This window comes from Neobacillus sp. GCM10023253 (assembly GCF_042653105.1).
Classification (GTDB): domain Bacteria; phylum Bacillota; class Bacilli; order Bacillales; family Cytobacillaceae; genus Neobacillus; species Neobacillus citreus.
This window is the reverse complement of record NZ_JBHSHV010000008.1, coordinates 118998-140740: the sequence shown is the minus strand read 5'-3', so window position 1 is coordinate 140740 and position 21743 is coordinate 118998. Positions and strand designations below refer to the sequence as shown.

22 protein-coding genes and 2 riboswitches are annotated in these 21743 nt (G+C 42.7%); of the genes, 20 read left to right on the top strand and 2 right to left on the bottom strand.

What is annotated here, in order from left to right; all coding sequences use genetic code 11:
• The first annotated feature begins 7 nt into the window (after nt 1-7).
• From ACFPA1_RS11285 to ACFPA1_RS11250, 8 genes are all read left to right on the top strand, one after another.
• Nucleotides 8-2395, top strand: coding sequence for a 3-hydroxyacyl-CoA dehydrogenase/enoyl-CoA hydratase family protein (locus ACFPA1_RS11285; RefSeq protein WP_378582856.1), 2388 nt, complete (start codon nt 8-10; stop codon nt 2393-2395).
• 107 nt (nt 2396-2502) lie between these two features.
• Nucleotides 2503-3678 (top strand): acetyl-CoA C-acetyltransferase, encoded by a 1176-nt coding sequence (locus ACFPA1_RS11280; RefSeq protein ID WP_378582854.1) that lies wholly within the window; start codon nt 2503-2505, stop codon nt 3676-3678.
• A gap of 73 nt (nt 3679-3751) precedes the next feature.
• Nucleotides 3752-5533 (top strand): acyl-CoA dehydrogenase family protein, encoded by a 1782-nt coding sequence (locus ACFPA1_RS11275; RefSeq protein ID WP_378582851.1) that lies wholly within the window; start codon nt 3752-3754, stop codon nt 5531-5533.
• Nucleotides 5534-5711: 178 nt separating this feature from the next.
• Entirely contained in the window at nt 5712-6071 is a 360-nt protein-coding gene (locus ACFPA1_RS11270; RefSeq protein ID WP_213144317.1) for an arsenate reductase family protein, read from the top strand.
• A 73-nt stretch (nt 6072-6144) separates the two neighbouring features.
• Nucleotides 6145-6528, top strand: coding sequence for a glycine cleavage system protein GcvH (gene gcvH / locus ACFPA1_RS11265; protein ID WP_213144318.1), 384 nt, complete (start codon nt 6145-6147; stop codon nt 6526-6528).
• A 109-nt stretch (nt 6529-6637) separates the two neighbouring features.
• Nucleotides 6638-6877: a YusG family protein gene (locus ACFPA1_RS11260; protein WP_213144319.1), complete on the top strand. Its 240-nt coding sequence runs from the start codon at nt 6638-6640 to the stop codon at nt 6875-6877.
• Between the two features lie 145 nt (nt 6878-7022).
• On the top strand, nt 7023-7379 hold the full coding sequence (locus ACFPA1_RS11255) for a toprim domain-containing protein (RefSeq protein WP_213117825.1): 357 nt from the start codon (nt 7023-7025) through the stop codon (nt 7377-7379).
• Nucleotides 7380-7387: 8 nt separating this feature from the next.
• A complete protein-coding gene (locus ACFPA1_RS11250; RefSeq protein ID WP_213144320.1) occupies nt 7388-7699 on the top strand; it encodes a thioredoxin family protein in 312 nt (103 codons plus the stop codon).
• A gap of 481 nt (nt 7700-8180) precedes the next feature.
• Here ACFPA1_RS11250 and ACFPA1_RS11245 read toward each other — a convergent pair whose 3' ends face one another.
• Nucleotides 8181-9095, bottom strand: coding sequence for a nuclease-related domain-containing protein (locus tag ACFPA1_RS11245; protein ID WP_378582846.1), 915 nt, complete (start codon nt 9093-9095; stop codon nt 8181-8183).
• A 245-nt stretch (nt 9096-9340) separates the two neighbouring features.
• Between ACFPA1_RS11245 and ACFPA1_RS11240 the strand changes: the two genes are divergently transcribed.
• The 10 genes from ACFPA1_RS11240 to sufB all read left to right on the top strand — a co-directional run bounded on the left by ACFPA1_RS11240 (nt 9341) and on the right by sufB (nt 19767).
• Nucleotides 9341-9697, top strand: coding sequence for an SCP2 sterol-binding domain-containing protein (locus ACFPA1_RS11240; RefSeq protein ID WP_378582844.1), 357 nt, complete (start codon nt 9341-9343; stop codon nt 9695-9697).
• A gap of 81 nt (nt 9698-9778) precedes the next feature.
• Nucleotides 9779-9880, top strand: a riboswitch (SAM riboswitch).
• A gap of 69 nt (nt 9881-9949) precedes the next feature.
• Nucleotides 9950-11266, top strand: a complete 1317-nt coding sequence (locus ACFPA1_RS11235) for an O-acetylhomoserine aminocarboxypropyltransferase/cysteine synthase family protein (protein WP_378582840.1) — start codon at nt 9950-9952, stop codon at nt 11264-11266.
• A 125-nt stretch (nt 11267-11391) separates the two neighbouring features.
• Nucleotides 11392-11497: riboswitch (SAM riboswitch) on the top strand.
• A 122-nt stretch (nt 11498-11619) separates the two neighbouring features.
• The gene (locus ACFPA1_RS11230) at nt 11620-12645 is read left to right on the top strand and encodes a methionine ABC transporter ATP-binding protein (RefSeq protein WP_378582837.1); all 1026 of its coding nucleotides are present in this window, start codon (nt 11620-11622) and stop codon (nt 12643-12645) included.
• Nucleotides 12638-13303, top strand: coding sequence for a methionine ABC transporter permease (locus tag ACFPA1_RS11225; protein ID WP_213144325.1), 666 nt, complete (start codon nt 12638-12640; stop codon nt 13301-13303). Before ACFPA1_RS11230 ends, ACFPA1_RS11225 begins: the two co-directional genes overlap by 8 nt.
• A gap of 14 nt (nt 13304-13317) precedes the next feature.
• Nucleotides 13318-14148: a MetQ/NlpA family ABC transporter substrate-binding protein gene (locus ACFPA1_RS11220; protein ID WP_213144326.1), complete on the top strand. Its 831-nt coding sequence runs from the start codon at nt 13318-13320 to the stop codon at nt 14146-14148.
• Between the two features lie 373 nt (nt 14149-14521).
• Complete coding sequence (sufC, locus tag ACFPA1_RS11215; RefSeq protein WP_213144327.1) at nt 14522-15307, top strand: Fe-S cluster assembly ATPase SufC; 786 nt, start codon at nt 14522-14524, stop codon at nt 15305-15307.
• Between the two features lie 24 nt (nt 15308-15331).
• Nucleotides 15332-16642, top strand: a complete 1311-nt coding sequence (sufD, locus tag ACFPA1_RS11210) for a Fe-S cluster assembly protein SufD (protein WP_378582832.1) — start codon at nt 15332-15334, stop codon at nt 16640-16642.
• Complete coding sequence (locus ACFPA1_RS11205; protein WP_378582830.1) at nt 16642-17871, top strand: cysteine desulfurase; 1230 nt, start codon at nt 16642-16644, stop codon at nt 17869-17871. Before sufD ends, ACFPA1_RS11205 begins: the two co-directional genes overlap by 1 nt.
• Nucleotides 17861-18298 carry a Fe-S cluster assembly sulfur transfer protein SufU gene (gene sufU, locus ACFPA1_RS11200; RefSeq protein WP_378582828.1) on the top strand — a complete coding sequence of 146 codons (438 nt, stop codon included), beginning with the start codon at nt 17861-17863 and terminating at the stop codon, nt 18296-18298. The genes ACFPA1_RS11205 and sufU overlap by 11 nt, the downstream gene beginning before the upstream one ends.
• Before the next feature lie 71 nt (nt 18299-18369).
• The gene (gene sufB / locus ACFPA1_RS11195) at nt 18370-19767 is read left to right on the top strand and encodes a Fe-S cluster assembly protein SufB (RefSeq protein WP_213144331.1); all 1398 of its coding nucleotides are present in this window, start codon (nt 18370-18372) and stop codon (nt 19765-19767) included.
• Here sufB and ACFPA1_RS11190 read toward each other — a convergent pair.
• Nucleotides 19756-19974: a hypothetical protein gene (locus ACFPA1_RS11190; protein ID WP_378582826.1), complete on the bottom strand. Its 219-nt coding sequence runs from the start codon at nt 19972-19974 to the stop codon at nt 19756-19758. The two genes, sufB and ACFPA1_RS11190, sit on opposite strands and share 12 nt — an antisense overlap.
• Before the next feature lie 67 nt (nt 19975-20041).
• Here ACFPA1_RS11190 and ACFPA1_RS11185 point away from each other — a divergent pair, with 67 nt between their 5' ends.
• Both ACFPA1_RS11185 and ACFPA1_RS11180 read left to right on the top strand, forming a co-directional pair.
• Nucleotides 20042-20887, top strand: coding sequence for a DUF72 domain-containing protein (locus ACFPA1_RS11185; RefSeq protein WP_378582824.1), 846 nt, complete (start codon nt 20042-20044; stop codon nt 20885-20887).
• A gap of 27 nt (nt 20888-20914) precedes the next feature.
• Complete coding sequence (locus tag ACFPA1_RS11180; RefSeq protein WP_213144333.1) at nt 20915-21736, top strand: sulfite exporter TauE/SafE family protein; 822 nt, start codon at nt 20915-20917, stop codon at nt 21734-21736.
• The last annotated feature ends 7 nt before the right edge of the window (nt 21737-21743 follow it).

Here is a 21743-nt window from a genome sequence, read left to right as displayed (position 1 = left end):
GGAGACAATGTTGAACCAATTAATCAAAAAAGCAGCCGTTTTAGGATCCGGAGTTATGGGTTCAGGTATTGCGGCACATCTAGCAAATATCGGCATTCCAACACTATTATTGGATATCGTGCCACGTGAATTGACAAAAGAAGAAGCAGCCAAAGGACTTACATTAGAAGATAAACAGGTACGCAACCGCATCGCAGCCACAAACATTCAAAAATTACTTAAGCAAAAGCCAGCACCACTTTCAGCCAAGAAGAATATCGCGCTAATCGAAGCAGGTAATCTTGAAGATGACCTTGAGAAACTGAAAGATGTTGACTGGGTGATCGAAGTAGTCGTTGAAAACCTCAATGTTAAGAAGCAAGTTTTTGAAAAAGTTGACCAATACCGCAAACCAGGCAGCATTATTAGCTCCAATACTTCTGGTATCTCTGTTGAAGCGATGGTGGAAGGCCGTTCAGAGGATTTCCAAAAGCACTTCCTTGGAACACACTTTTTCAACCCGCCGCGCTACCTGAAATTATTAGAGATCATCCCTACACAATATACTGATGCAGAAGTGCTTTCATTCATGAAAACATTTGGCGAGGATGTCTTAGGTAAAGGTGTCGTTGTAGCGAAGGATACACCAAACTTTATCGCCAACCGCATCGGAACTTACGGCCTGCTCGTCACTGTCCGCGAAATGTTAAAGGGCGGTTATAGTGTCGGTGAAGTTGATTCCCTCACTGGTCCACTAATTGGCCGTGCAAAAAGTGCTACCTTCCGAACTCTTGATGTAGTTGGACTAGACACTTTCTATCACGTTGCTGGGAACGTGTACGAAAAAGTCGAAGGCCATGAGAAGGAAGTTTTTGAAGTACCTGCTTTCCTTAAGCAAATGATTGAAAACGGCTGGTTAGGAAGCAAGTCTGGTCAAGGTTTCTTCAAGAAACAAGGTAAAGAAATTCTTGAATTAGATCCACATACACTTGAATACGGTCCGCGCAAAAAGCTGTCTACTCCATCCATGGAGCTTGCTAAGCAGGAAAAGGGCACCGGCAACAAATTGAAAGCGCTTGTTTACGCAAATGACCGTGCCGGACAATTTTTATGGAATACCAACTCCCAAAACTTAGTTTATTCCGCTAAGCTTTTAGGGGAAATCGCAGACAATATCGTTTCCATCGACCGTGCCATGAAATGGGGCTTCGGCTGGGAGCACGGACCGTTCGAAGCATGGGATGCCATCGGTGTTGAAAAATCAGTTGCGAAGATGAAGGAACAAGGCATGGAAGTCCCTTCGTGGGTCACCGAAATGCTCGAAAAAGGCTTCACTTCCTTCTATAAAGAAGAAAATAACGAGCTTTACTACTACGATAAAGGTGAATACAAGCTTGTTGAGTTCAATCCAAAGGTGATTGATCTTAAGAAAATTAAGAAACAAAAAGGCGTTATTAAGAAAAACAGCGGCGCAAGCCTAATCGATATCGGTGATGGAGTAGCACTCTTAGAGTTCCATTCTCCAAACAATGCACTCGGCATGGACACGATTCAAATGATCAACTTTGCTGTTGATGAAGTGGAGAAAAACTACAAGGGTCTTGTTATTGGTAACCAGGGCAAGAACTTCTGCGTAGGTGCTAACCTGGCAATGATGCTGATGGAAGCGCAGGATGACAACTATTGGGAGCTTGACATGGTAGTTCGTCAGCTTCACAAAGCATTATTAAAAGTAAAATACAGCGCCAAACCGGTTGTCGCTGCGCCATTTGGCATGACACTTGGCGGCGGGGCTGAGGTTTGCTTGCCATCTGCACATATCCAAGCTTCTGCTGAAACCTATATGGGTCTTGTCGAAGTCGGAGTCGGACTATTGCCTGGCGGTGGTGGAAACAAAGAGCTTTACATCAAACACTTAGAAAACATGCCAAACGGAGTTCAATTCGACCTCCAGCAGGTTGCCAATAAGGTATTCGAATCAATTGCTACTGCAAAGGTTTCCACTTCTGCTGAAGAAGCGCGCGAGAATAATTTCTTAAGCAAAGCTGACGGAATCAGTGTAAACGGTGACCACTTATTATATGATGCAAAGCAAGCTGTACTTGCTTTACACGAAAAAGGATATAAAGCACGCGTGAAGAAAAAGGTTCCGGTTGTAGGTGAAACAGGCTATGCAACACTTTTACTTGGTGCTGAAGCGATGAAGCTTTCCGGCTACATCTCTGAGCATGATTTAAAAATTGCCAAGAAAGTTGCCTACGTCATTGCCGGCGGTAAAGTACCATATGGTACCGAAGTCGACGAGGAATATCTATTAGACCTTGAAAGAGAAGCTTTCTTAAGCTTAATCAAAGAACCTAAAACACAGCAGCGCATGCAGCACATGCTTGTAAAAGGCAAGCCGTTAAGAAACTAGAAACGAGCTTGAAGTATTAAACGTTAAGTGACAGCCAGGGGCCCTGCGCCCTTGGCAGACATATAGATTCGTATATTCCAAGAATGGAAGAAAGAGAGGGAACTTGCATGAGAGAAGCGGTAATCGTTGCCGGAGCAAGAACACCGGTCGGCAAATCGAAAAAAGGAACGCTTGCCCAGGTTCGTCCCGATGATTTGGGAGCATTAGTTGTTAAAGAAACATTAAAACGTGCCGGAAATTATGAAGGTAATATCGACGATTTAGTCATTGGCTGCGCGACACCTGAAGCAGAGCAAGGCATGAACGTGGCAAGAAACATTGGGGCATTGGCAGGACTTCCGCACACGGTTCCAGCCATTACTGTCAATCGTTTCTGTTCATCCGGTTTACAGGCAGTTGCCTATGCAGCACAATCTATTATGCTTGGTCATACGGACACAGCGATCGCCGGCGGCGTGGAATCAATGAGCTTGCTGCCAATGGGTGGACACGTGATCCGGCCAAACGCAAAACTAGTCGAAAGCGCACCGGAATATTACATGGGAATGGGGCATACAGCTGAAGAGGTAGCGAAAAAATATGGCATTACCCGTGAAGAGCAGGACGCTTTTGCAGTAAGAAGTCATCAACGCGCTTTCAAAGCCATCCAGGAAGGCAAATTTGTTGATGAAATCGTTCCAGTTGATGTTACTTTCCGTTCTGTCGGTAAAGACAATAAACTGGTTGAAAAAACAATCAAGTTTTCTGTTGATGAAGGTGTTCGTCCGGAAACAAATCTTGAAACACTTGCAAAGCTTCGTCCTGCATTCTCGGTAACAGGTTCAGTAACTGCCGGTAATGCATCACAAACAAGTGATGGTGCGGCTGCAGTTATGATTATGGACCGCGAAAAAGCTGAAGCACTTGGCCTTAAGCCATTGGCAAGATTCCGCTCCTTCGCTGTCGGCGGCGTTCCGCCGGAAATCATGGGTGTCGGTCCGGTTGTTGCCGTTCCAAAGGCTCTTAAGCTTGCTGGCCTTGAGGTTTCCGATATCAACCTGTTTGAATTAAACGAAGCCTTTGCTTCCCAGTCCATCCAGGTCATCCGCGAGCTTGGCCTTGATGAAGAAAAAGTGAACGTAAACGGCGGTGCGATTGCATTAGGCCACCCGCTTGGCTGTACAGGTGCAAAATTAACCTTAACGCTAATCAATGAACTAAGACGCAGACAGGAACAATTCGGTGTCGTTACCATGTGTATCGGCGGCGGAATGGGTGCTGCAGGCGTATTTGAATTACTTTAATTTATTTGGCGGCGGCCATCCCCTCGAGCGAGTCGCCCCCACCCTGCCAATTTAAAATTAGGAGGAATTTTCGATGACTGAAACTAAAAAAATCGTTAAAGGCGGAGCCTTTTTAATTGAAGATCTTACTTATGATCAAATCTTTACCCCGGAAGATTTTACGGAAGAGCATTTAATGATTGCCAAGACAGCTGAAGACTTTGTGGAAAAAGAAGTTCATCCTGTTCTTGAGCGTCTTGAAAACCATGAATTTGATATTACTGTCAAGCTTTTAAAGGAAGCTGGCGAACTGGGTCTATTAGCTGCTGACGTACCTGAAGAGTACGAAGGTTTAGGCTTGGACAAAATCACTTCATCTTTAATTACTGAAAAAATGGCCGGCGGCGGCGGTTTCGCGCTTTCCCACGGTGCACACGTAGGTATCGGTTCACTGCCAATCGTTTTATTCGGTAACGAGGACCAAAAGAAACGCTATTTACCAGCCCTTGCATCTGGTGAAAAACTTGCCGCTTACGCACTAACTGAGCCAGGTTCAGGTTCTGACGCTCTAGGCGCAAGAACGACTGCCAAATTAAATGCAGAAGGCACTCACTATATTCTAAACGGCGAAAAGCAATGGATTACCAACGCCGGCTTCGCAGATGTATTTGTTGTTTACGCTAAAATTGACGGTGAAAAGTTCTCAGCATTTATCGTAGACCGTAGCTTCCCTGGCGTTTCTACCGGAGCTGAAGAAAAGAAAATGGGTATCAAGAGCTCATCCACTCGTACCCTTATTTTAGAAGATGTCCCAGTTCCAGTTGAAAACCTATTAGGCGAAATCGGCAAGGGCCATGTTATCGCGTTCAACATCTTAAATATCGGTCGTTACAAGCTTGCAATCGGTGCTGTGGGCGGTTCAAAGAAAGCATTTGAAATGACTGTAAAATATGCAAACGGCCGTCAGCAATTCAAAACACCAATTTCTCAATTTAATTTAACAAAAGAAAAATTCGGAACATTGGCTTCTGAAATTTATGCTGCTGAAAGCTCTGTATGGCGTACAATCGGTCTTTATGAAGATAACCAAGGCAAGCTTTCTGATGAAGAAACAAAAGACATTAAGAAACTTGCTGATTCTATCGCTGAATACGCAATCGAGTGTTCATTAAACAAATTCTTCGGCAGTGAAGTACTTGCTCATGTGGTTGACGAAGGCGTGCAAATCCATGGCGGATACGGTTTCATGCAGGAGTATCCAATTGAAAGAGCATACCGTGACGCCCGTATCCAGCGTATTTTCGAAGGAACAAACGAAATCAACCGTCTTCTTGTTCCAGGAACGCTTGTGAAAAAAGCGATCAAAGGCGAGCTTCCATTATTCCAAAAAGCAATGGCCCTTCAAGAAGAATTAATGATGCTAATGCCTGAAGAGCCAGGCGATGAGCCGTTAGCACAGGAAAAATATCTAGTAAAGCAAGCTAAGAAGCTTGCGCTAGTTGCCGCTGGTTTATCAGCTCAAAAATTTGGCAAGGCCCTTGAAAAAGAGCAAGAAATCCTTGCAAATATCGCTGATATCATTTCAGACGTATATTCAATGGAATCTGTTGTATTACGCACTGAAAAAGCAATTGCCAAAGACGGTGCAGAAAAGAACCAGCAGAAACTTCTTTACACTCAAATCTTCTGCCAAGAAGCGTTCAACCGTGTCGAAGCTGTTGCGAAAGAAACACTTGTGGCTGTTGAACAAGGCGACATGCTGCGCATGATGCTTTCCACACTAAGAAAGCTGACTCGCCACACTCCAATCAACGTAATTGCGAAAAAACGCGAAGCTGCCGATGTCATCATCGAAGCAGAACGTTATTTAGTTTAATATCTTGTACCGGGTCCCCTTTGTTCATGGAGGGGCCCTTTTTTATTTTTGAATTTTTTCAAAACTTGGCAGGATTTTCACGAAATTAGTCGAATTGTTTGGTTGGATATTTTTTATTTTGAAAATAGTTATGGTAATATTCAATTATGACTGAATTTTAGTAAAAGGCGGTGAAAGGATGTCTTTGACTTTTTACTGGTATCCGAAATGCGGAACATGTCGAAACGCAAAAAAGTGGCTTGACCAGCATGAAGTTAATTACGAGCCTGTACATATCGTGGAAAACCCTCCATCCCGTGAGGAAATTCGAGATTTTTATCAAAAAAGCGGCTTGGAATTAAAGAAGTTTTTCAACACTAGCGGAATGAAATATCGTGAATTAGGCGTTAAAGACAAATTAAAGACCGCTTCCGAAGATGAACTGTTAGACTTGCTTGCGTCTGACGGCATGTTGCTGAAACGCCCAATTTTAACAGACGGTGAACATGTCACTGTCGGCTTTAAAGAAGATGAGTTTGAGAGAGTATGGACGAAATAGTCCATCATTAAAATGGCAATCGATTTATTTCGATGATAGATATTATTAGAAAAATCATGGAGGGATTTAGACAATGAGCACACCAAAAGAATTGCGTTATACTGAAGAACATGAATGGGTAAAAAACGAAGGCAGCCTCGTGCGTATTGGCATCACCGACTTTGCACAGCATGAATTAGGAGACATCGTTTTCGTTGAACTTCCTGAAGTCGGCGATGAGATCAATGCCGGCGAACCATTCGGCAGCGTTGAGTCTGTTAAGACGGTTTCCGAACTTTATTCTCCGGTAAGCGGCAAGGTTGTTGAAATTAACGAAGATTTGAATGACAACCCTGAATATGTGAACGAATCTCCATATGAAAAAGCATGGATGATCGTGGTTGAAGTCTCAAATAGCGGCGAGCTGGATGAACTGATGACTGCCGAGCAATACGAAGAAATGATTAAAGAAGATTAATTTTTTGAGCGAAAAAGCGCCCATTGCGGGTGCTTTTTCTTTTTATTACCACTTTTTCTTCTGAGTTAATGGGGAAACTATTAATAAAATTATATGGCAGGTGGAAAAAATGGCATTGAATCAACATAAGATAGACGTAACAGACCGGGTAGTGGGCAAGCTCAAAAATGGAGAATTAGAGCTGTTTTTGGAAAATCAGTCAATCGGCATATGTAAGCTTCCAGAGAATGTTCAAATGAAGCTCGAACATCATTTTGAAGCCGAAGGCCAAAAAATATATCAGCATGTCACCACAACAGAGGGCCGGGATGCCAAGTATACTGACTGTGATGATGGTGGATGGTGCTGAGAAATGAAAGGATTCCATCATCTTTTAAGCAAATTCCTATTTTTAAAATACTAATGATGGTATAGTTGACATACAAAGATGTGTACACGTATTAGTAATTCCGGAATATGTTAACAGTAAACCACTTCATATCAGGTGATGGATGATGAATGATTCGTATGTTGACAAAGTTCTTATTGTGGAAGGAAAATCGGACAAAAACAAGGTCAAGAATATTTTAAAAGAGCCCGTCGAAATAATTTGTACAAACGGGACCATTAGTCACACAAAGTTGGATGAGTGGATTGATATTCTTGAGGACAAAGATGTCTACATTCTTGTTGACGCCGATGCTGCAGGTGAAAAGCTGCGCAAGCTTTTTAAAAGGGAATTTCCAAATGCAGAGCATTTATATATAGACCGAATGTACCGCGAAGTGGCAACCGCCCCAGAGCACCACTTAGCAACGGTTTTGCTGGGGGCAAACATTGACGTGCATAAAGAGTTTTTAGAGATGGGCTGAAGTTACTGATGTTAGAATGGAATCGAGATGAATTTTCCGCGTTTTGGGAGCGCGGCGAGCGCGGTCTAGTTTACTTTTATACACCCATGTGCGGGACGTGCCAAGTGGCCGGGAAAATGCTAGTTGTCGCGGAGGCAGCACTTGGGGATGTTAGTATTGGAAAAATGAACCTAAATTACTATCCCGATTTGGCTCGGTCTTTTGCGATTGAAAGCGTGCCGTGCCTGTTGTTTGTTGATAATGGGCGTGTGGAAGAGACGCTTTACGCATTTCATTCGGTTCCGTATTTGTTAGAGAAGATAAAAAAATACTTGAGATGATGAGCAGACGCCGAGTGGGGCGTCTGTTTTTTTTGTTTGAGGAAAAAGATAACAATTAAGGCGTCTTAGAGCCCGAGCTGCCGAAAAATCGAGAGGAAGGGTAACCAATAAAGGGAATGGGTGCCCGGTCCAGCGCAAAATTGAGAGGAAAGGTAACCAATAAGGGATATGGGTGCCCAAACCGCTGTAAAACCAAGAGGAAGGGTAACCAATAAAGGGAATGGGTGCCCGGTCCGGCGCAAAATCGAGAGGAAAGGTAACCAATAAGGGATATGGGTGCCCAAACCGCTGTAAAACCAAGAGGAAGGGTAACCAATAAAGGGAATGGGTGCCCGGTCCGACGCAAAACCAAGAGGAGGGGTAACCAATAGGGGATTGGGCGCACGACCCGCTGTAAATCCAAAGGGAAAGGTAACCAATAAAAGGAATGGGTGCCCTGGCCGTAAACTTATTATCCCCCAATACCCAAAAAGGTAATTATTTACTCAAAAAACGACCATTGACCATGTCCTATTAGTTTGTAGTTTTCCTTAAGAACCCTTCGAATCATTTTCTTAGAAAAAACGCCCCCGCACCACTCAAACACCAAATTCGTCGTAATCTTAAACTTCGGAAAAAGTAACCTTAACTCCCCAACACACCGCAACACCGCAGACTCCAGTTTCTCCTGACACCCACACGTATTACAAACCATTTTCCTCTCCCCAACAGAAACCGAAAATGAGTTGCACTTCGAACAATAAGGACCCTTTTTCAGCTCCTCATGTGTATAAGTCGGCTTTGTGGCATTTGGATAATCACCTTGATCCAAAGAAATTAACAGGTCTGCCAATCTCTGATGGCCTCCATTCAGGTTTGATGGGATATTTTCTAATTTTCTTATGAAGCGATTGAGTTGTGTTGGGAGAATAACATGATTGTTTTGAGGAGCAATGTATAAGGTGAACGTGGGGTTAATATGAACCACGTAGGATTCAACCGGCAAATTAAATCTGTATTCATCGAGAAGCTGCCGCAGCTTGGATTCGCTGCGCATTAATTGAAGGATAGGGTCGTCAATTTCGGTATCATTTTTACAAAAACGGTCGGGATCAGATTTATAAATATAGTCTCCTTCAAAATTTTTAACATCAATCAGGTAAATTGTTTTTTGAAAAATAATAATAGTATCGGTTTGGAAGTATTTTCCTTTCAATTTAAAGAGCAAGTCATTTACTACGATGCAGTTATTCTTCATTCCTTCGGTAATAGCATCAAACATCACTTCTCCTTGATAGCCTTTTTCAAGAGAGTAATACTTTCTCCTGTCTATATCAGCAAGTGCCATACGCGGGTTTAGGGCCCGTAACATAAGCAACTCCTTTGGTACTCCGCGCGATTTTTTTGGTGTAGGCATAGTCCACATCCTCTCAAATAATTATAAATACCCATATCCAATTTTACTCCAACTTACTAAAAAGCAAATTAGAAAGTACGAATATTTTGTTAACTTTACCAGTATCTTGCATAGTGCGACATATTTCTCGGGAAATGTTAATATTTCCCCACACGTCCGAAGATAATGTCGAGCAATTCATAAAGGAATAGGCAAATCGCTGCTGAATAGTAATTGGTATAGACAAGGATTTCGGAGTGATTAAAATGATAGAAGAGGTTAATAGCTTTTTAAAAACATTCAAAGACCAAGGACATATTCTTCCGCTAATTCAGCACGCAGAACTTAGGATTAGCCTAAGCACCACCGAACAGCAATCGGTTCAACTGGTTATTAAAAACGGGGAAATATTCGCCCTCTATGATTCACACCAGGAGCAGGCAAATTGTCAAATCCATGGCGGCCTACAAGAACTAAAGCAACTTCTCGAAGGGCAAGAAAGATTAAGGGTACTGCAACGTAATGGCGCCCTGAACGTAAAAGGCGCACTAAGGGCTGCATTATTACTGGAATCACTATTTTATTTAACTAAAGCTCAGACAAATCTTGCCGAAATAATTTAATCAAAGGTATTGACTCGGAATTAAACTTCAGGTATTATCTTTTTAGAATATTCAAGCAATGAACAGCAAACTAAATATACATTCTTATCAAGAGCGGCGGAGGGACTGGCCCGTTGAAGCCCGGCAACCGGTGACCACACGGTGCTAAATCCAGCAGAGCAAACGGGCTCTGAAAGATAAGAAGAGCGGAGAACCCCCATCTTCTTATAGGAAGCATGGGTTTTATTTTTATATTGGGAGGGAATAAGAACTATGTCAGAAAAACAAAAGAAGTTAAGGTTTGAAACATTAAGTGTTCACGGTGGCCTCTCACCAGACCCTGTAACAGGAGCACGGGCGCTACCAATCTATCAAAATAACGCCTACCAATTTAAAAGCACAGAGCATGCCGCCAACCTATTCGCCTTAGCGGAACCTGGGTACATATATACACGGATTCATAATCCAACCACAACTGTTTTCGAAGAAAGAGTATCGCTCCTAGAAGGCGGCGTTGGCGCACTGGCAGTGGCAAGCGGTATGTCTGCCATCACATTGGCCATCTTAAACATTGCCGAAGCGGGTGATGAGATTGTTGCTGCATCCAATCTATATGGTGGAACGTATAATCTATTTGCAGTGACCCTGCCTAAATACGGGATTAATGTGAAGTTTGTAGACCCAGAGAATCCGGAAAACTTCCGTGCCGCCATTACGGAAAAAACAAAAGCTGTTTTCGCTGAAACGATCGGCAATCCAAGCTTAAGAATCCTTGATATTGAAAAGGTAGCCAATATTGCTCATGAAGCAGGGGTTCCTCTTATCGTGGACAATACCTTTGCAACACCATACTTGTGCCGTCCAATTGAGCATGGCGCTGATATCGTCGTTCACTCCGCAACTAAGTGGATATTAGGTAATGGAACAACTACAGGGGGCATCATTGTCGACGGAGGAAAGTTCGATTGGAATTCACCGAAATTCCCTGGCTTAACAACGCCAGACTCCAGCTATCATGACCTTGTTTATGCAGAGGCACTTGGACCGGTTGCTTATATTATTAAAGCACGCGTACAGCTTCTCCGCGACATGGGGCCGGCACTAAGCCCGCAAAGCTCATTCCAGTTTGTTCTTGGGTTAGAAACGCTTCATGTACGGATGAAAGAGCATGTCGCCAACACCAAAAATGTAGTGGAATACTTGCATAATCATCCTGCGGTTGAATGGGTTTCTTATCCGGGGCATCCATCACATCCTGACTATGAATTGGCGCAAAAATATTTACCTAAGGGCGCTGGTTCAATGGTTGTATTTGGCATTAAAGGCGGAAGAGAAGCCGGTGCGAAATTAATCGATGCGATCACCCTATGGGCGCACGTGGCTAATGTCGGCGATGCCAAGAGCTTAATTATCCACCCGGCAAGCACCACACATCAGCAGCTGGATGCGGAAGGATTAAAGTCAGCAGGTGTTTCCGAGGACTTGATCCGTCTTTCCATTGGAATCGAAAATGTTGAGGACTTAGTAGAAGATTTAGAGGACGCAATCGAAGCTGCAACAGGCTTAACATCTTTAAAAACAAATGCCTAAATTTTCCTTAAATAGTTTTTTGAAAATGTAGAATTTTGTCGTTGACACTACTATCTAACCGTGATACTATTACTTTCATAATAATAGTATTAATGCATGTATAATTAAATATAGGATAGCTTTTGCTCTTATCAAGAGAGGTGGAGGGATGTGCCCTATGAAGCCCGGCAACCGTCAATTTTATTGAAATGGTGCCAATTCACACAAAGCCGCGGCTTTGAAAGATGGGAGAAAGGATTCATTTGATAATGATGCCTTTCTGCCTTTGCGGAGAGGCTTTTTATTTTACTAAAATAGAATTCTTTCATGAAAATTATCAAATCCTATAATAAGGACAAGAAGTAGGTGATTCAATGATTTCCATTAAAAATGTACGAAAGATTTTTTCTACCAAGCAGGGACAGCTAAAAGCTGTTGATGAAGTAAACCTGGATATAAAAGAAGGAGAAATCTTTGGTGTGATCGGATATAGCGGGGCTGGTAAAAGTACCTTAATCCGCATGTTAAATGGCCTTGAGCTGCCTACGGGTGGAACTGTCAACGTGGCTGGCCGGGAGATTTCAAAAATAAAGGGTGCAGAGCTTAGAAAAGCCCGTCAGGAAATCAGCATGATTTTCCAGCACTTCAATCTACTTTGGTCAAGAACAGTCAGCGAAAATATCGCTTTTCCATTAGAGATTGCCGGAGTGAGCGCGCCGGAAAGGAAAAAACGAGTTGAAGAGTTGATCAAGTTAGTTGGCCTTGAAGGCAGAGATGACGCCTACCCTTCACAGTTGAGTGGCGGGCAGAAGCAGCGGGTCGGGATTGCCCGGGCCCTTGCCAATAACCCAAAGGTGCTGTTATGTGACGAGGCAACATCAGCGCTCGACCCACAAACAACAGACTCTATTCTCGACCTTTTAGTGAATATCAATAAACAATTCGGCTTAACGATTGTGCTGATTACTCACGAAATGCATGTCATCCGGAAAATCTGTCATCGAGTGGCGGTCATGGAAAGTGGGCGGATTGTCGAGCTTGGTCCGGTGCTTGATGTATTTAAAAACCCTCAGCAGCCGATTACGAAACGGTTTGTCCAGCAGGTAACCGAACCGGAAAAAACAAAGGAAACAGCAGAGCATTTGCTAGAGCGCTATCCTCATGGAAAGGTCATTCAACTATCGTTTCTTGGGGAGGCAACAGAACAGCCATTAATCACACGTGTTATTCGTGATTTTGATGTCGTAGTAAATATTCTCCAAGGGAATATTTCTCATACGCAAAATGGGTCTTATGGAACATTATTTATTCATTTGGATGGCCAAGCTAATGAAATTCAGAAAGCCATCGATTATATTCACTCGCAGCAAGTGGGCGTGGAGGTGATCAGTAATGGCTGACTTTATGGAATTAGTTAAGTGGGATGAGCTGTTACTGGCAACACGTGAAACGATCTATATGACCGCCATCTCGGTCCTTGCGACATTTATTTTGGGCTTGTTACTAGGCCTGCTTCTATTTCTAACGAGTAAAGGAAACATATGGCAAAGCCGTGGGGTAAACATTATTATTGCTGGCTTTGTAAATATTTTTAGATCCATTCCCTTTATTATCTTAATTGTTTTATTAATCCCTTTTACTAAAGTTCTCGTTGGAACAATGCTCGGTGCCAATGCTGCACTGCCGGCACTGATTATTGGAGCAGCTCCGTTTTATGCTCGAATGGTGGAAATCGCCCTTAGGGAAATTGATAAAGGTGTGATTGAAGCATCACAATCAATGGGTGCCACACACGGACATATTATTTTTAAGGTATTAATACCTGAATCCTTGCCAGCATTAATTTCCGGGATTACCGTTACGGCGATTTCACTTGTTGGCTTTACTGCAATGGCTGGGGTCATTGGAGCCGGTGGACTTGGCCATTTTGCCTATCTAGAAGGCTTTCAACGCAACAGGCCAATGGTTACATTAGTGGCAACGATTGCTATTTTAATCTTAGTTTTTATTATCCAATTTATTGGAGATTATTTTACAAAGAGAACAGATAAACGTTAACAGGAGGAGTAAAAATGAAAAAAGTTCTGGGTTTGATCTTCATTGCGTTTACCGTATTTGCCTTAGCGGCCTGCGGCGGTGCAAAAAATGATTCAGCAGATAAAGATGGGAACAAAAAATTAGTTGTTGGTGCGACTGCTGTACCACACGCAGAAGTACTTGAAGCTGCAAAGCCAATATTGAAGAAAAAAGGTATTGATTTGGAAATTCAAGTTTTCCAAGACTATATTCTGCCAAACGTAGCATTAAAGGATAAAGAAATAGATGCAAACTATTTCCAAACACCTGGATATTTAGATCTGCAGATGAAAGAAAATAAAGATTTTGATTTTGTCAGTGTGGGTGGGGTTCATAAAGAACCAATCGGGATTTACTCAAAAAAGTATAAAAGTCTAAAAGATCTTCCAAATGGTGCAACCATTATTATGAGTGATTCTTTAAGCGACCACGGCCGTATCCTGCCGATTTTTGAAAAGGCTGGATTAATCAAGCTTAAAGAAGGCGTTGGTGCAAACGCAAGAATAGATGATATCGTTGAAAATCCAAAGAACCTGAAGTTCCCTAAATTAATTGAAGCAAAATTATTAGCATCTTCTTTCGAAAACGGTGAAGGTGATGCGGTTGCCATTAATACCAACTATGCATTAGAAGGCGGCATTGATATTGGAAAATATGGTATTGCCTTTGAAGGCAGTGACGTGGTTCCAGCCAACCTTGTAGTAGTTCGTTCAGAAGACAAAGACCGTAAAGAAATCAAAACACTTGTAGAGGTTCTTCAATCGAAAGAAATTCAAGATTTTATTAAGGAAAAATACAAAGGTGCTGTTATCGCAGCAACTGAGTAATTACTAAATATGTAGGAATATTGCAGAAAAGTCAGTGAGGATTCACTGGCTTTTCTGCATTCATTACATGAAAGACCATTAAGTAGTAAAAAATAGATGCCATAACCACCCATGGCATTTTAGCAAAAAATAAGGTATCATTTTATTCGGGCTTGTATTACATAAAAAGTCTTTATCTGAATTTTCTTTAAAAACTTCCTGCTATTCTCATTTAGCATGTTCTTAGTGAAAATACATGCTAGTTATTACTATTAAAAAGTTGCTAACAAATTTCATTTGTTATAAGATTGTAATGAGAATAAAGTGAGAATGAATGTGGAAGATCTTAAAAAATCTGTCTGCAAAGATACAATACATTTTCGGAGGTATGAATATGGCTGGATCAACTTTAACAATCAAAGATCTGCACGTAGCAATTGATGGGAAAGAAATTTTAAAGGGTGTCAACCTTGAAATAAAAGGCGGCGAAATTCACGCCATAATGGGTCCTAACGGAACTGGTAAATCTACATTATCTTCTGCTATCATGGGTCACCCTAAATATGAAGTAACAAGTGGCAGCATTACGCTTGATGGGCAAGACGTTTTAGAAATGGAAGTAGATGAGCGCGCTCGTGCTGGACTATTTTTAGCCATGCAATACCCAAGCGAAATTAACGGTGTTACGAATGCTGACTTCTTGCGTTCTGCGATTAACAGCCGTCTTGGCGAAGGCAACGAAATTTCTTTAATGAAATTCATTCGTAAAATGGATAAGCAAATGGAATACCTTGAAATGGATCTAGATATGGCGCAGCGTTACCTTAATGAAGGCTTCTCCGGCGGTGAGAAAAAACGTAATGAAATACTGCAATTAATGATGTTGGAGCCGAAAATTGCAATTCTCGATGAAATCGACTCCGGTCTTGATATTGATGCCTTAAAGGTAGTATCAAAAGGTGTCAACGAAATGCGCGGTGAGGATTTCGGATGCTTAATTATTACTCACTATCAACGTCTGTTAAACTATATCACTCCTGACCATGTGCACGTAATGATGCAAGGCCGTGTGGTAAAATCCGGCGGGGCAGAGCTTGCACAGCGCTTAGAAGCAGAAGGATATGACTGGATCAAGCAAGAGCTTGGTATTGAAGATGAAACAGTTGAGCAAGAAGCTTAAAAGCTTTTGTTAGGAGGGTTAGCAATGACAACAGAAACAACATTACCGTTTGATAAGGGTTTTGTGAGCTCTTTTTCAAAAGAAAAGAGCGAGCCTGCTTGGTTTGAAGAGCTTCGACTGAAGGCACTTGAGCATTTTCACGAACTGCCGATGCCTCGGCCAGATAAAACAAAAATAGATAAATGGAATTTTACACAGTTTGAGCAGCATACAGTTAAAAGTGCTCCATATACATCTTTGGCAGAACTGCCAGAAGAGGTTAAAGCATTAGTAGATTTGGATGCGGCACAACAAAATTTATATATTCAGCGCAACCAAACGCCAGCCTTTATTTCTCTTTCAGAAGACCTAAAGGCAAAGGGTGTTGTGTTTACCGATATTTTCACTGCTGCTAGAGAGCACGGCGATTTATTGAAAAAATATTATATGACACAGGCGATCAATGCTGATGAGCACCGTTTGACTGCTCTTCATGCTGCATTTGTCAATGGCGGAGCCTTCCTGTATGTTCCGAAGAACATCGAAATTGCGGAACCGATTCAAGCAGTTTTCGTTCATGACAATGCGGAGGCAAACCTGTTTAACCATGTTCTTGTCGTCGCAGAAGATAACAGCTCTTTAACATATGTGGAAAACTATATTTCCACAGTGGAAGAGTCCAATACCTTGGCAAACATCCTGACAGAGGTAATTGCCAATACAAATGCAAAGGTGCAGTACGGTGCTGTGGATACTTTGGCAAAAGGAATCACAACCTATGTGAACCGCCGCGGTGTCACCGGCCGCGATTCCCGAATCGAGTGGGCGCTTGGCATGATGAATGAAGGCAATACCATTTCTGAAAATACCACCAATCTTCTTGGTGACGGTTCTAATGGCGATACGAAAACTGTTGTGGTTGGACGTGGTGAGCAGACCCAGAACTTTACGACAAAGGTTGTTCATTTTGGCAGACATACAATAGGAAATATCTTGAATCATGGCGTTGTTAAGGATAACGCTACTTCTATCTTCAACGGAATTGGCAAAATTGAACATGGCGCCTCTAAATCTGACGCTGAGCAAACATCACGCGTGTTAATGCTGAGTGAAAAAGCTCGCGGCGATGCGAATCCAATTTTATTAATCGACGAAGATGATGTTATGGCTGGCCACGCTGCTTCTGTAGGACGCGTTGACCCAGTGCAATTATATTATTTGATGAGCCGCGGTATTCCGAAGAAGGAAGCGGAACGTTTAGTCATTCATGGCTTCCTTGCACCGGTGGTAAATCAGCTTCCAATTGAGAAAGTAAAAGAGCAATTAGTGGAAGTTATTGAAAGGAAAGTAAGATAATGAATATCCAAGATATTCGCAAACTGTTTCCTATTTTAGACCAGGAAGTTAACGGCAAGCCATTAGTTTATCTGGATAGCTCTGCGACATCGCAGAAGCCCGTTCAAGTTATTGAAACACTTGACAAATACTACCGCGAGTACAATTCAAATGTCCACCGCGGTGTGCATACATTAGGTACAAAAGCAACAGATGCTTACGAAGGTGCCCGTGAAAAGGTCCGTAAGTTCATCAATGCGAAATCCATTCAAGAAGTTATTTTTACAAGAGGAACGACGACCTCCCTTAACACGGTGGCGGCAAGCTACGGCGCCGCCAACCTGAAGGAAGGCGACGAAATCGTCATTACCTATATGGAGCACCACAGCAATATCATTCCTTGGCAGCAGGTAGCTAAATGGACTGGTGCCCAGCTGAAATACATTCAGCTCAAAGAGGATGGAACGATTTCATTAGATGATGTTCGGGCGACTATTACACCGAACACAAAAATTGTGTCGGTGATGCAGGTATCCAACGTGCTTGGCGTCATCAATCCTGTTAAGGAAATCGCCAAGATTGCCCATGAAAATGGCGCTATTATGGTAGTTGACGGTGCACAAAGTGCTCCGCATATGAAAATTGATGTTCAAGATTTAGATTGTGATTTCCTTGCTTTTTCCGGCCATAAGATGTGCGGACCAACCGGGATTGGTGTCCTTTACGGGAAAAAGCATCTGCTTGAAAAAATGGAGCCGGTTGAATTCGGCGGTGAAATGATTGATTTCGTGGAATTATATGAATCAACCTGGAAAGAGCTGCCGTGGAAGTTCGAGGGCGGAACACCAATTATTGCTGGTGCCATTGGTCTTGGCGCAGCGATTGACTTTTTAAATGAAGTCGGTTTAGACAATATTGTCGAGCATGAACATAAGCTTGCAGCCTATGCGCTGGAAAAAATGTCAACTGTTGAAGGCATGACGATTTATGGTCCGCATGATCCGGCAAAACGCGCTGGTCTAGTGACTTTCAATTTAAGTGATGTTCACCCGCATGATGTAGCGACGGTTCTGGATGCGGAAGGAATCGCTGTCCGCGCCGGCCATCACTGCGCCCAGCCGTTGATGAGATGGCTTAAGGCATCGGCAACAGCTCGTGCCAGCTTTTACCTATACAACACAGAAGAAGATATTGATAAACTCGTAGAAGGGCTTGTCAAAACGAAGGAGTATTTCAGCGATGTCTTCTAACTTAGATGCACTATACCGAAGAGTAATTATGGACCATTACAAAAACCCGCGCAACCGCGGGGTTTTGGAGGATGGAAGCCATACGATCAATATGAATAACCCGACCTGCGGTGACCGTATTCAATTAACATTGAAGGTGGAGGACGGCATTGTCGTTGATGCTAAGCAGGAAGGGGAAGGTTGTTCGATTTCCATGTCATCTGCTTCGATGATGACGCAGGCCATTAAAGGCAAGAAAATCGAAGATGCATTAAAGCTGTCGAAGATTTTTTCGGATATGATGCAAGGCAAAGAAGTGGATGAGGATATCGATTTAGGCGATATCGAAGCACTTCAAGGGGTTGCCAAGTTTCCAGCCAGAATTAAATGCGCAACATTGGCTTGGAAGGCAATGGAAAAAAGCTTGAAAGAAGAGAATCAAGATTAAAACGGTTCTGAAAGTATCCGGCCTCTTGCCTGGAGCTTTCACCTCTCGTAAAAAAAGGAGGAATACTTGCGATGGCGAAGAAAATGCCGGAGATCGGCGAGTATAAATATGGTTTTGCCGATAAAGACGTTTCCATATTCCGATCAAAACGTGGTTTAACACGTGAGATTGTTGAAGAGATTTCAAAAATGAAGGGTGAACCTCAGTGGATGCTTGACTTCCGCTTAAAATCACTTGAAATATTCTACAGTAAACCAATGCCGCAATGGGGCGGTGACTTAAACTCATTGAATTTCGATGAAATTACCTACTATGTAAAACCATCGGAGAAATCAGAAAAGTCGTGGGATGAAGTACCGGAAGAAATTAAAGCGACATTTGACAAACTTGGAATTCCTGAAGCCGAGCAAAAGTATCTTGCAGGGGTTTCTGCGCAATATGAATCCGAGGTTGTTTACCATAACATGAAGGAAGACCTTGAGGCATTAGGAATCATCTTTAAGGATACCGATTCTGCGTTAAGGGAAAACGAAGATATTTTCCGCAAACACTGGGCAACGGTTATTCCGCCAACTGATAACAAGTTTTCTGCTTTAAACTCAGCTGTTTGGTCCGGCGGCTCTTTCATTTATGTACCGCCTGGTATTAAGGTGGATACACCGTTACAGGCCTATTTCCGGATTAACTCGGAAAACATGGGGCAGTTTGAAAGAACGCTGATCATTGTCGATGAAGGTGCATCTGTCCACTACGTTGAAGGCTGTACAGCACCTGTTTATACAACTAACTCCCTCCACAGTGCAGTTGTTGAAATCATCGTTAAAAAAGGCGGCTACTGCCGTTATACAACGATTCAAAACTGGGCAAACAACGTCTACAACCTTGTAACAAAGCGGACTGTCTGCGAAGAAAATGCGACAATGGAATGGATTGACGGTAACATCGGTTCTAAATTAACGATGAAATATCCCGCTGTTATTTTAAAAGGCGAAGGCGCTCGCGGGATGACCTTATCCATTGCAATTGCTGGCAAAGGCCAAGTACAGGATACAGGTTCTAAGATGATTCACTTAGCACCAAATACTTCTTCAACGATTGTATCTAAGTCGATTTCTAAGCATGGCGGAAGTGTAAACTATCGCGGTATGGTCCATTTTGGACGTAAAGCAGACGGCGCTCGCTCTAATATCGAATGCGATACGTTGATAATGGATAATCAATCTACTTCAGATACGATTCCATACAACGAAGTGTTAAATAACAACATCTCACTTGAGCACGAAGCAAAGGTTTCTAAGGTTTCTGAAGAGCAATTATTCTACTTGATGAGCCGCGGTATCTCCGAGCAGGAAGCTACTGAAATGATCGTTATGGGCTTCATCGAGCCATTTACAAAGGAACTTCCAATGGAATATGCTGTTGAGATGAACCGCTTGATCAAGTTCGAGATGGAAGGCTCAATCGGTTAATATTTTTGAAAAATTAAACCCGCTTGCTGGGATAGGCAGGCGGGTTTTTGCTTTGGGAATGGGGTTACTCTCGGATGGGGGCGGGATACTCTCGGATGGGTACGGAATACTCTCAGAAAGGATGATTACTGTCGTATAGGTCCTTCCCACTGTCGGATAAGCCGTTCCAACTGTCATATAAAGTGCGCCAACTGTTGTATAAGCCAACACAACTGTCGTCCAACTATTCCCAACTAAAAAGGTTATGCTATTATAAAAAGCGGAGGTGAATCCATTGATATACATCGGTCTGACAGGCTGGGGCGACCATGACAGTTTGTATACAGGTCCAATCACGCCCAGAGACAAATTAAAGGAATACGCGGGCCATTTTCCAATCGTTGAAGTGGACACCGCTTTTTATGCGATACAGCCCCAAAGGAACGCCTTGAAATGGGTTAATGAAACACCTGCCAACTTTCAATTTATCGTCAAAGCCTATCAAGGCATGACAGGTCACAATCACGGTGAAATACCATTTGAAAATAAACAAGCAATGTTTCAAGCATTTATAGAATCATTGGACCCTTATATTGAGAAAAATAAACTTGCCATGGTTTTATTCCAATTTCCGCCGTGGTTTGATTGCAAACGGGAAAATGTCGATTACTTAAGATGGTGCAAACAGCAAATGGGAGAAATCCCATGTGCACTCGAGTTTAGGCACCAATCCTGGTTTGCGCCGCAATACCGCAAACAGACACTGGAGTTTATGAAACAGGAAAATTGGATTCACAGCATATGTGATGAACCGCAATCCGGGGAGGGTTCCGTTCCGACGGTTCTTGTATCCACAAACCAACATAAGGTTCTCGTCAGATTCCACGGCCGCAATGTCCATGGCTGGCAAAAGAAAAACGCCGAGAATTGGCGGGATATCCGCTACCTATACCGCTATAACGAGCAGGAGCTTAATGAATGGGCCGGACACATCCACAAGCTTGCCGAGGAATGCGCAGATGTGTACCTCCTTTTTAACAACAATTCTGGCGGCGACGCAGCAGATAACGCCAAGCAGATGATGGACATATTAAATATTGAATATGAAGGATTGGCTCCAAGACAGCTGGACTTATTTTAAAAGCAGACAAAGAAAGAAAGTGAAATAATGGAATGGATTGTTCTTCTGATTATCGGAATTTGCGCAAGCTCATTGGGCTCGCTGATTGGCCTTGGCGGCGGAATAATTGTCGTGCCGGCGTTGCTCTATTTGGCGACAGTAAACGGGTTTGCCCACATCACGCCGCAGGTTGCCGTTGGGACATCTCTTTTTACGATGATTTTCACGGGGCTTTCCTCGGTGTTGGCCTATGCAAAACATAAAGTGGTTGATTATAAGAGCGGTCTTATTTTTCTAATCGGCAGCGGCCCGGGGAGTATTTTAGGGGCGTGGGTAACAGAAAGAATGAACCTCCATGCTTTTAATTTATATTTTGGTCTATTTATTATTCTCGTCTCGATTATCCTGTTTATAAAAGATAAATTAAAGCCAATACCATATCGGAAGGACAGAGGCATTACCCGTACTTTTACGGATAACAGGGGTAAAACCTTTGAATATGGCTACAGCCCCGTTGTTGCTGTCATTGTTTCGTTTGTTGTCGGGTTTTTATCAGGTATTTTTGGTGTTGGCGGCGGCTCGCTGATGGTTCCAACGATGATTCTCGTCTTTTTCTTCCCGCCGCATGTGGCTACAGCAACATCGATGTTTATGATTTTACCAACCTCAATTTTAAGCTCCATAACGCATATCTCATTAGGAAACGTCAACTGGCTTTATGCTTTAGCACTTGTGCCGGGGGCTTATATAGGGGCGAACATTGGCGTATTTTTAAATACAAGATTAAAGAGCAAAACGATTGTCTGGATATTAAGAACAGTTCTTGTCATCGTCGGGGTTCGGCTAATCTATGAAGGAATAACAGGGTAGGTAGATG

Coding starts and splice junctions, on each gene's coding strand:
- ACFPA1_RS11255 (WP_213117825.1), top strand. CDS start 7,023: ATGAATGATTCGTATGTTGACAAAGTTCTTATTGTGGAAGGAAAATCG.
- ACFPA1_RS11220 (WP_213144326.1), top strand. CDS start 13,318: ATGAAAAAAGTTCTGGGTTTGATCTTCATTGCGTTTACCGTATTTGCC.
- ACFPA1_RS11180 (WP_213144333.1), top strand. CDS start 20,915: ATGGAATGGATTGTTCTTCTGATTATCGGAATTTGCGCAAGCTCATTG.
- sufU (WP_378582828.1), top strand. CDS start 17,861: ATGTCTTCTAACTTAGATGCACTATACCGAAGAGTAATTATGGACCAT.
- ACFPA1_RS11285 (WP_378582856.1), top strand. CDS start 8: ATGTTGAACCAATTAATCAAAAAAGCAGCCGTTTTAGGATCCGGAGTT.
- gcvH (WP_213144318.1), top strand. CDS start 6,145: ATGAGCACACCAAAAGAATTGCGTTATACTGAAGAACATGAATGGGTA.
- ACFPA1_RS11275 (WP_378582851.1), top strand. CDS start 3,752: ATGACTGAAACTAAAAAAATCGTTAAAGGCGGAGCCTTTTTAATTGAA.
- sufB (WP_213144331.1), top strand. CDS start 18,370: ATGGCGAAGAAAATGCCGGAGATCGGCGAGTATAAATATGGTTTTGCC.
- ACFPA1_RS11250 (WP_213144320.1), top strand. CDS start 7,388: ATGTTAGAATGGAATCGAGATGAATTTTCCGCGTTTTGGGAGCGCGGC.
- ACFPA1_RS11235 (WP_378582840.1), top strand. CDS start 9,950: ATGTCAGAAAAACAAAAGAAGTTAAGGTTTGAAACATTAAGTGTTCAC.
- ACFPA1_RS11225 (WP_213144325.1), top strand. CDS start 12,638: ATGGCTGACTTTATGGAATTAGTTAAGTGGGATGAGCTGTTACTGGCA.
- ACFPA1_RS11270 (WP_213144317.1), top strand. CDS start 5,712: ATGTCTTTGACTTTTTACTGGTATCCGAAATGCGGAACATGTCGAAAC.
- ACFPA1_RS11240 (WP_378582844.1), top strand. CDS start 9,341: ATGATAGAAGAGGTTAATAGCTTTTTAAAAACATTCAAAGACCAAGGA.
- ACFPA1_RS11205 (WP_378582830.1), top strand. CDS start 16,642: ATGAATATCCAAGATATTCGCAAACTGTTTCCTATTTTAGACCAGGAA.
- ACFPA1_RS11245 (WP_378582846.1), bottom strand. CDS start 9,095: ATGCCTACACCAAAAAAATCGCGCGGAGTACCAAAGGAGTTGCTTATG.
- ACFPA1_RS11260 (WP_213144319.1), top strand. CDS start 6,638: ATGGCATTGAATCAACATAAGATAGACGTAACAGACCGGGTAGTGGGC.
- sufC (WP_213144327.1), top strand. CDS start 14,522: ATGGCTGGATCAACTTTAACAATCAAAGATCTGCACGTAGCAATTGAT.
- ACFPA1_RS11280 (WP_378582854.1), top strand. CDS start 2,503: ATGAGAGAAGCGGTAATCGTTGCCGGAGCAAGAACACCGGTCGGCAAA.
- ACFPA1_RS11230 (WP_378582837.1), top strand. CDS start 11,620: ATGATTTCCATTAAAAATGTACGAAAGATTTTTTCTACCAAGCAGGGA.
- sufD (WP_378582832.1), top strand. CDS start 15,332: ATGACAACAGAAACAACATTACCGTTTGATAAGGGTTTTGTGAGCTCT.